This window comes from Pseudoxanthomonas sp. LjRoot204_2 (genome assembly GCF_056175765.1).
Map to the genome: position 1 here is coordinate 1 of NZ_JBGFFG010000100.1, position 9,218 is coordinate 9,218.

Sequence of the window (9,218 nt, forward strand, 5' to 3'; positions counted from 1 at the left end):
GAAGTTGCATTTCGTAGACGCAAGCCAGCACACCGGATGTCGGGACGCGGCGACGTACCGGAGTGTCAGTGAAGGGGAACAGGGGACGAATCGGCGGAATCGCGGGGTGGCTGCTGCTGCTCGCGACCGCGTCGTGCCCGGCGCTGGCGAGCCCCCAGTCCGGCCGCGACTATCTCGTGACCGGTGCGCCCACGTCCGAACAGGCCCCTCAGCGTCACTGTACGCCCGCCATGCAGGCCGGACTGACCGAACGCGTCGAGATTCCCGCGCCGCCCGGCGGGTGGTCGGGGGCGCCGCAGGCGGTCAATGTCTTCAACATCTTCGCGGGCGAGGTGCGCGTGCACCATGGCGACCGCGAGATCTGCGGTCGGATGCACGATGCCCGCACCCGCGATTCGCGCTTCCGCGCCGGCGTCGGCATGGTGGTGGTACCACCGGCGGGTAATCACGAACCCATCCAGGTCGCCTGGGAAAAGCCGCTGAAGCCGGGCTGGATTCCCACGGTGCGCATCGGCGCACCCAGCCCTGTGCAGCAGTTCGACACGGCGCGCCTGCTGGTGCGCACCGCCTGCGTGGCCATCGCCATCGCGCTGGCGTTCATGGCCCTGATGGGCTTCCTGAGCACGCGCGACCGCGCGTTCTTCGGCTACACGCTGCTGTGCGCGCTGAGCGTATTGGGGCAATCGGTGCTGAGCGGACTGAGCGGCTATCCCGAGCCCTGGCTGCCCGTCGATGGGCAGGAAACCCGCTGGCTGGTGGCGTTCTCCTGCGTCGGCTTGCCGATCCTGCTGTACGTGATGTGGCTGCTGGTGGGGGGCGCGCGCTTCTGGCCGACCACCACGCGCTGGCTGCCGTGGATCACGGCCGCCCTGTGCGCGATGGGCATGGCGACGGCGTGGCTGCCGCCGGCCGGCCTGTCCCGCCTGGCCATGGCGATGGACGCCGGATTCGTGGCCGGCTGCGTGGTGGTCTTCGCACTTGGCCTGGCATCGCTGCGCCGCCACCGCGCCGACGCGACGGCGGCGCTCGCGGCCGTGTTGCCGTTCCTGACCATGGCCGTGATGGACCTGGCCGACAGCTGCCTGCTGATCGAATACCGCGTGGAGGCCATCCAGCTGTCCATCACCTGGTTCCTGACGGTGAGCGCGTATGTGCTGAACCTGCGCCTGGGACAGCTGCGCCGCCAGCGCGACGAAATGCGCGCACTGGCCGATACCGATGGGCTGACAGGCTTGCCGAACCGGCGCGCCGGCCTGAAGCGGCTGGAACAGCACATGCGCGATGCGCGCACCGGCGACGGGACGCTGGCCGTGGGCTTCCTGGACATCGACCTGTTCAAGCGGATCAACGACGTGCACGGGCACGAGGCAGGCGACCGCGTGCTGGTGGCCGTCGCGGCCACGCTCACCTCGGCCGTGCGCGATCCGGCGGACGTGATCCGCATGGGCGGCGAAGAATTCCTGGTGCTGCTGCCGGGTATCGGCGGTGCGACCGCGCGTGCGCGCCTGGAGACGATGCGCAGCGAGGTGAGCGCCGCGGGCGCGGCGCTGGGCATCGACGGGCTGGTGGTGACCGCCAGCATTGGCCTGGCGACGCTGGTCACCGAAGACACCGACGCGGCCTCGCTGCTGCGCCGGGCGGACGAGGCCATGTACCGGGCCAAGCGCGCCGGCCGCGATCGCGTGGTCGATGCCGAACCCGACGTCGCCCACTGACGACGACCCCGGGCAACGACCACTGGTCGGCAAGGCGGCTCCTTTTCCTGCGATCCCCCTCAAGCGCACCGCGCACGGGCCGATGAACCGTCGCGGAGCGCAGCGTGGATGCCCTTCGTCCGCGTACACCCACAGGAGCAGGAGTGGACAACTGGGAAGCCACCGCGTCGGGCGCGCCCGACGTCCGGCATGACGACCGCGGCCTGCAGCGGCTGCCGGCGCGGGTGGCAGCGCTCATCGTCCTGTTCGCGCTGGGCGCGCTGCTGACCGCTGCCGTCCTGGAGACGCAGGCGGGCGCCACCGCCTACATCATCGGCGAGAGCCACTGGTCGAAAGCCCACCAGCGTGCGGTGCTGGGACTCTACCGGTACGCCAGCCATGGTCGCCCAAGCGACCTGGATGCCGCGCGCGACGCGTTGCGCGTGCCGTTGGGCGATCGTGAGGGCCGCCGGGCGCTGGAACGCGAACCGATCGATGTCGCGGCCGCCCGTGCGGGCTTCCTGCAGGGCCAGAACGCGCCAGCCGACATCGATCGCCTGATCTGGATGTACCGCGCGCTGGCGCGTGCGCCTTACTTCCGCGATTCGGTCAGGCTCTGGCGCGAGGCCGAAGTGGAGATCGACCAGTTGGTCGCGGTGGCCGATGCGCTGGAAGCGCGGACGAAGGCGGGTCCGCTGGATGCGCACGACGTGGCTGCCTACCAGCGGACGCTGCTGGTGATCGACGCGCGCCTGCGCCCGAAGGAACTGGCGTTCTCGCGTTCGTTGGCGCAAGGCGCGCATTTCATGCGGCGCGCCCTGCTGGCGCTCAGCGCACTGGCGTTCATCGGGCTCTGCGCCTACGCATTGCATGTGATGCGCACGACGCTGCGCCGCGTGCGCGAAACCGAAAGCGAATTCCGCATCGCCTTCCACCAATCGGTGGTCGGCATGGTCAAGCTCGACCGCGAAGGACGGTTCACCCAGGCGAACGAAGCGCTGGCGCAGATCCTGGGGCGGCCGCTGCAGGAACTGCGTGCGTTGCGCCTGGCGGACGTGGTGCACCCGGACGACCTGGTGGTGGATGCCGCCGGTGTCATCGACTGGGTGCGATTGCGGGATGCCGGCGAGCGCCGCTTCGTGCGGCCCGGCGGCGAAGTGCGCTGGGTGCGCTGGACGGCATCGGTGGTCGCCGCCCGCACCGGCCGCAGCGAACGGGTGTTCGTGCTGGCCGAAGACGTCTCCGAAGCGCACGAACTGGCATGCGAGATCGCCCACCAGGCCAGCCACGACGAGCTCACGGGCCTCATCAATCGCCGCGAGATCGCACGACGGCTGGGTCTGGCGCTGGGCGGCGTGCCGGGCGGGCGGCGGCACACGCTCTGCTTCATCGACCTGGACCAGTTCAAGCTGGTCAACGACACCTGCGGCCACGAGGCGGGAGACCGCTTCCTCTGCCAGTTCGCCCATCGCGTGGCCACGCAGCTGCGTCGCGACGACTGGGTGGGACGCCTGGGGGGCGACGAGTTCGCCGTGCTGCTGCACGACACCGGGCTGGACGAGGCGGAAGCGGCGATGGCGCGCATCCAGGCCTCGCTCGGCGAGAACGCCTTCCGCTGGAACGGCCGCATGTTCGCCCTCAACTGCAGCATCGGCGTCGCCGAGATCAACGACGATGCGGTCGACGTGGACTGGCTGCTGCGCGCCGCCGACGCCGCCTGCTACGTCGCGAAGGAAGAAGGCCGCAACCGCATCCGCTGCTACCGCGACACCGACCCCAGCCTGTCCCGCCGGCGCCGTGAGCTGGAATGGGTGGCCAATACGCAGTTGGCGATCGCCGAAGAGCGGTTGCTGCTCTACGCGCAGCGGATCGTCGCGCTGGACGGCGACAGCGGCTTGCAGTACGAAGTGCTGGTGCGCCTGCGCGATCGCGACGGGGCGGTGCATGCGCCCGGGGTTTTCCTGCCGGCGATGGAACGCTACGGCCAGGGCATGGCGGTCGATCGGTACGTGATCGAGGCGGTGTGCCGCTTCTTCGCGCGGCATCCCGCGAGCCTCGCGCGCGTGGACCTGTGCCATGTCAACGTGTCCGCGCAGTCCGTCGCCGATCCGGCCTTCCTCGAGTACGTGGGCCAATGGCTGGACCAGCAGCCGGGCGTGGCCCGTCGGTTGTGCTTCGAGATCACCGAGACGGCGGTGATCGCCAACCTCGACGACGCTTGCCGGTTCATCGATGCCATGCGCGAACGCGGTTGCCGCATCGCTCTGGACGACTTCGGCAGCGGGCTGTCGTCCTTCGCCTACCTCAGACGGCTGCCGGTGGACATCCTGAAGATCGACGGCGCCTTCATCCGTGACCTCGCACGGGGCGAATCAGACCTGGCGCTGGTGCGCTCGATGAGCCAGATGGGCCGGGCGCTGGGCAAGGCCACGGTGGCGGAATGGGTGGAGAGCGAGGCCATGCTGGCGCAACTGCGCGAAGTGGGCATCGGCTACGTGCAGGGTTACGCTGTCCATGTCCCTTGCCCGCTCGACGAGTTGATGGCCGGGGACGTGGCCGCCGCCGCGGCGTACGCCGAAACCGCATGATGCGCACGCCGGGCGGCCGATCCCGGATAATGGCCGCATGACCATCCGCCTCAACAAGCACATCGCCGACACCGGCTTCTGTTCCCGCCGCGAGGCCGACCGCCTGATCGCCGAGCGCCGCGTCACCGTCAATGGCATCGCGGCCGGGGTGGGCGCCGTCGTGGGCGAGGGCGACGAGGTACGTGTCGATGGCCAGGCGATCAGGGCGCGCGCGGTGAAGGCCGGCAAGCGGAAGCATGTGTACATCGTGCTGAACAAGCCGGTGGGCGTGACCTGCACCACCGAGTCGTCGGTGAAGGACAACATCGTCGACTTCATCGGCCACGAGCAGCGCATCTTCCCGATCGGCCGGCTCGACAAGGATTCCGAAGGCCTGATCCTGCTGACCAGCAACGGCGATATCGTCAACCAGATCCTGCGCGCCGAGAACCGCCACGAGAAGGAATACCTGGTGGCGGTGAACAAGCCGGTCACCGACGAGTTCCTGCGCGGCATGGCGCGTGGCGTGCGCGTGCACGGCCAGATGACCCTGCCGTGCCGGACCAGCCGGATCGCCAAGTTCGGCTTCCGCATCACCCTGACCCAGGGCCTCAACCGGCAGATCCGCCTGATGGCGGCCGCGTTCGACTACCGAGTCACGCAACTGCGTCGCGTGCGCATCGACAACGTCAGGCTGGGCGACCTGAAGGTCGGCCGCTGGCGCAACCTCACCGACCAGGAACTGCGCGGACTGCTGCCGCAGCAGGAAAGCTGGTGACGCGATAGCGTGATCGCGGTCGCGTCGTGGACGCTGTCCTGCGGCGACCATCGCGGCATACTGCGCCGGTGTCCCCCCGCGCATTGACGGCATGAGCCCACCGCCGAAGCCCGACAACGAGGAAGCGCGCCTGGCCGCGCTCTACAGCTTCGATATCCTGGACAGCGCGCCTGAGCGCGGCTTCGATGATCTGGTGCGCATCGCCGCCGGCATCTGCGGCGTGCCGATGGCGGCGGTCACCCTGATCGACCGTGATCGCCAGTGGTTCAAGGCGCAGGTGGGAATCGAGCATCCGGACCCCTCGCGTGAATCCTCGTTCTGCGCGCACGCGATCCTGATGCCCGACAGCACGATGGTGGTGCCCGATGCGACCCGGGATACGCGGTTCGCCGACAATCCGCTGGTGATGGCCGAGAACGGCATCCGCTTCTATGCGGGCACGCCGTTGCTGTCCGGCGATGGCCACGCACTGGGTGCGCTGTGCGTCGTGGACGACCAGCCGCGCGAACTGGAGACCTACCAGCGCGAGGCGCTCGAGGCGCTTTCGCGGCAAGTGACGCAACTGCTGGAACTGCGCCGCGTCAGCCGCCAGCTCAGTCACCAGCTGCGCGAGCGGGCCTGGTACGAGCAGCAGATGCAGCTGTACCAGGACCAGCTGGAGCAGCAGAACGCCGACCTGTCCGAACAGACCAGGACCGATCCATTGACCGGCCTGCCCAACCGGCGGGCCTTCACCGCCGCGCTCGACGCTGCGATGCAGAAGGCGGGGCAGAGTGGCGAGGCGCTCGCCGTCGCGGTGCTCGATGTCGACCACTTCAAGACCGTCAATGACCTGCATGGCCACGATGAGGGCGATCGCGTGCTGGTCGCGCTGGCGGACATGTTGAAGGCGCAGGCGGCCGGTCGCGGGCTGGCCGCGCGCCACGGCGGCGAGGAGTTCGTCATCCTGATGCCCGGCGCCACGCTGGAGGAAGCGCGCCTGCAATGCGAATTCATGCGCCAGAGCGTGGGCCTGCTGCCGATGGGTCTGCCGATCTCCGTCAGCATCGGCCTGGCGGCGCGCCAACGCCAAGACACTGCGGAAACGCTGTTCCGCCGCGCCGACCAGGCCCTCTACGAGGCCAAGCGCAGCGGCCGCGACCGCGTGGTGGCCGCTGCCGCCTGAGTTGATCGGGATCAATGCGGACTGCGGCGGATCGTCGCATCCTGCCTGCATCGGCGGCGCAGCGTGCGGCCGCCCCCCTGCGGAGCACGACGATGAAGATCCTGTTGGCCGTGGATGGAAGCGAGATCGGCCTGGCGGCCGTCCGGCACCTGGTGGAATTCGGCAAGTCGCTGGCGGAACCGCCCAGCGTGATCCTGCTGTACGCCGACCCGCCGCTGCTGCGATCGGTCGCGCTCGAACTCGGCAACGACGGCGTCGAGCGCTACCACGCCGAGAACGGCGCCTATGCCATGAAGAAGGCACGCACGGCACTCAGGCGCGCCCAACTCCCGTTCGTGGAGAAAATCGTGGTGGGTGAGCCGGCGGAGAGCATCGTCAAGCAGGCGAAGGCGTCGAAGGCGGACATGGTGGTCGTCGGCACGCATGGCCGTGGCGCGCTTAAGCAACTGTTCGTGGGCTCCGTCGCGCTGAAAGTCATCGCGACTAGTCCGGTGCCCGTGCTGGTCGCGCGCTGACGACCGTCAGTCGACGATGTTCTTGGCCTCGGAGGTGCCCAGCACCTCCGGATGCTCGATGCGCTTCTGACGCTGGGTCAGCGGGTGCAGGAACACCGCGGCAAGGATGATGCCCACGCCCAGGTAGAACAGCGGCGTCAGTTCGCGCTGCTCGCCCAGCAGCACGATGGCCAGGACGATGGCGTAGACCGGCTCCAGGTTGGTCACCAGCTGCACGCCGTAGGCGCTGAGGTGCTTCAGCGCGACCAGCGACAGCGCGAACGGCAGCAACGTGCAGGCCAGCGACAGGATCACCAGGAGCGCGCCGTCCTTCAGTCCGGGCAGCACGAACAGGTCGCCCGCGAAGGCGGGAAACAGCATGGGCATCAGCGGGGCGAGCGCGGTCAGCAGCAGGGTGCCGGCGCCCAGTTCCAGGCCGGTGATGGTCAGCGGCTCGCCGTGGTCGATCAGGCGCTTGTTGAGCGGGCCGAACACGGCCACCAGCAGCGCCGACAGCGCGCCGACGAGCACGCCCAGGCGCATGCCATCGGGAATGCCGCCCACGACCAGCGCCACGCCCGGCAGCACGGCGATGCCGAACAGCAGTTCGCGCCACGAGAACGGGCGACGCGTCAGCCAGGGCTCGATCACCGAGGTGAAGGCCGGCGCCAGGGCGATGCAGGTCACGGCGACCGATGCGTTCGACAATTTGATGGCGCCATAGAACGTCAGCCAGTGCAGCGCCACGATTGCGCCGATGCCGCAGTAGGCCAGTACCAGTTTCGGCGACATGGCGCGCAGTCCGCGCCAGACGCGCGGCAACAAGGCGAGGGCGGCCACCACGATCAGCATGCGCCACCACACCAGCGGCAGGGCCGACAGGCTGATCAGCTTGCCCAGGATGGGGGTGAAGCCCCACAGCAGCACGCACAGGTGGATCTGCAGCTGGGCCTTGGCGGTCGGTGTCATCGGCATCCGCCCATTGTCGCCGAAGCGCTGCGCGGCTGGCGATGGGACCACTCCCGGCCGGGCACGCGCCGTGGCAAGCTGGCGCCACTGCGGACCGAGGATGACCGATGTCGCCTGCACGCCTTCCCGTCGCATCCCGTACCTGCGCCGCCCTGGTGGGGCTGCTGGCCCTGTCGGCGCTGACGCTGCAGTACATCCTGCTCGTGCAGCTGACGCGGGACACCATCGGCGTGGCATTGGGAACGCTACGGTTCGTCACGTACTTCACCATCCTCAGCAACATCGCGGTGGCGCTGGTCGCGTTCACCGCGGCCACGGGGCGTCCGGGTTTCTTCGCGCAGGCCGGCGTGCGAGGTGCGGTCGCGCTCTACATCGGCGTTACCGGCAGCATCTATTTCTTCATCCTGCGCCACCTGTGGCAGCCGCAGGGCGCGCAATGGTGGGCCGACACCGGCCTGCACTACGCAGTGCCGCTGGCGTACTGGGCGTGGTGGCTGAGCTGCGTGCCGCACGGCGCGCTGCGCTGGCGCGACGTCGCCGGGTGGCTGCTGTTCCCGCTGGGCTACGTCATCTGGGTGTTCCTGCGCGGCGCGTGGGTGGGCGAGTACCCGTACCCCTTCATCGACGTGGGCCAGCTCGGCTGGGCACGGGTCGGCGTCAATGCGCTGGGTGTGATGGGCGTGTTCGTGGTGCTTGGGTTGGTCGTCGTGGGCCTGGATCGGCTGCTCGACCGGCGTAGAAGTCCCCTGTAGGAGCGACGTCAGTCGCGACCGGACGACCACCGGTCACGCACGGCTGCATTGCCCGGGGTCACCCGGATTGCCAAGTGTCCTGGCGGGCTTGATGCACGGTCGCGACTGACGTCGCTCCTACAGAAGGGGGCGCCGCTGGACGGCCCTTGTACGGCGTGCGATGTTCGCGCGCCACGACCGCAGCGCCTTCAGGACATCCGCATGACCGCCGCCGCATCGCCTCCGATCCAGCGCCGCTTCAACCGACGCGATGCGAAGACGCTCGGGCTGTCYGCGCTSGGCGGCRCGCTGGAGTTCTACGACTTCGTCRTSTWCGTGTTCTTCGCAAAGACGTTGGGTGCGTTGTTCTTCCCGCCCGGCACCGCACCCTGGCTGGCGCAGCTGCAGGTGTACGGCATCTTCGCCGCCGGCTACGTCGCGCGTCCGCTGGGCGGCATCGTGATGGCGCATTTCGGCGACCGCCTGGGTCGCAAGCGCATGTTCACGCTCAGCGTTTTCATGATGTCGGTGCCGACACTGCTGATCGGCCTGCTGCCCACGCATGCGCAGGTCGGTGCACTGGCGCCGTTGCTGTTGCTGACGATGCGGATCGTGCAGGGCATCGCGGTCGGTGGTGAAGTGCCGGGTGCCTGGGTGTTCGTCGCCGAGCATGTGCCGCGCAGCCGCGTGGGCATCGCCTGCGCCACGCTGACCGCCGGACTGACCGCCGGCATCCTGATCGGCTCGCTGTTGGCCGCATGGATCAACACCCGCTACAGCGCCGCGGAGGTGCAGGCGTGGGTATGGCGCGTGCCGTTCC

Annotated in this window: 8 protein-coding genes; 7 read left to right on the top strand and 1 reads right to left on the bottom strand. The window is 69.1% G+C overall.

The genetic code is table 11. The annotated features are described in order from the left end of the window. Positions 1-68 precede the first annotated feature (68 nt). The 5 genes from AC04L7_RS06685 (at position 69) to AC04L7_RS06705 (ending at position 6,719) form a co-directional block, all read left to right on the top strand. Positions 69-1,715, top strand: a complete 1,647-nt coding sequence (locus AC04L7_RS06685) for a sensor domain-containing diguanylate cyclase (RefSeq protein ID WP_435997399.1) — start codon at positions 69-71, stop codon at positions 1,713-1,715. A 143-nt stretch (positions 1,716-1,858) separates the two neighbouring features. Beyond that, entirely contained in the window at positions 1,859-4,282 is a 2,424-nt protein-coding gene (locus AC04L7_RS06690; protein ID WP_435997401.1) for a putative bifunctional diguanylate cyclase/phosphodiesterase, read from the top strand. Positions 4,283-4,319: 37 nt separating this feature from the next. Beyond that, complete coding sequence (locus tag AC04L7_RS06695; protein WP_435997403.1) at positions 4,320-5,039, top strand: pseudouridine synthase; 720 nt, start codon at positions 4,320-4,322, stop codon at positions 5,037-5,039. Between the two features lie 91 nt (positions 5,040-5,130). Beyond that, positions 5,131-6,204 (top strand): GGDEF domain-containing protein, encoded by a 1,074-nt coding sequence (locus tag AC04L7_RS06700; protein ID WP_435997405.1) that lies wholly within the window; start codon positions 5,131-5,133, stop codon positions 6,202-6,204. Between the two features lie 92 nt (positions 6,205-6,296). Beyond that, positions 6,297-6,719 (top strand): universal stress protein, encoded by a 423-nt coding sequence (locus AC04L7_RS06705; RefSeq protein ID WP_435997407.1) that lies wholly within the window; start codon positions 6,297-6,299, stop codon positions 6,717-6,719. A gap of 6 nt (positions 6,720-6,725) precedes the next feature. Here the strand turns inward: AC04L7_RS06705 and AC04L7_RS06710 are convergent, their stop codons facing one another. After that, positions 6,726-7,673 carry a DMT family transporter gene (locus AC04L7_RS06710; RefSeq protein WP_296279130.1) on the bottom strand — a complete coding sequence of 316 codons (948 nt, stop codon included), beginning with the start codon at positions 7,671-7,673 and terminating at the stop codon, positions 6,726-6,728. A 101-nt stretch (positions 7,674-7,774) separates the two neighbouring features. Here AC04L7_RS06710 and AC04L7_RS06715 point away from each other — a divergent pair, with 101 nt between their 5' ends. Next, positions 7,775-8,419, top strand: coding sequence for a Pr6Pr family membrane protein (locus AC04L7_RS06715; protein WP_435997410.1), 645 nt, complete (start codon positions 7,775-7,777; stop codon positions 8,417-8,419). A gap of 201 nt (positions 8,420-8,620) precedes the next feature. After that, the coding region (locus AC04L7_RS06720; protein WP_475512726.1) for an MFS transporter at positions 8,621-9,218 on the top strand (598 nt) is incomplete at its 3' end.

Bases quoted from the DNA above. Each gene is read 5' to 3' on its own strand.
- AC04L7_RS06695 (WP_435997403.1), top strand. From the start codon at position 4,320: ATGACCATCCGCCTCAACAAGCACATCGCCGACACCGGCTTCTGTTCC.
- AC04L7_RS06705 (WP_435997407.1), top strand. From the start codon at position 6,297: ATGAAGATCCTGTTGGCCGTGGATGGAAGCGAGATCGGCCTGGCGGCC.
- AC04L7_RS06700 (WP_435997405.1), top strand. From the start codon at position 5,131: ATGAGCCCACCGCCGAAGCCCGACAACGAGGAAGCGCGCCTGGCCGCG.
- AC04L7_RS06710 (WP_296279130.1), bottom strand. From the start codon at position 7,673: ATGCCGATGACACCGACCGCCAAGGCCCAGCTGCAGATCCACCTGTGC.
- AC04L7_RS06715 (WP_435997410.1), top strand. From the start codon at position 7,775: ATGTCGCCTGCACGCCTTCCCGTCGCATCCCGTACCTGCGCCGCCCTG.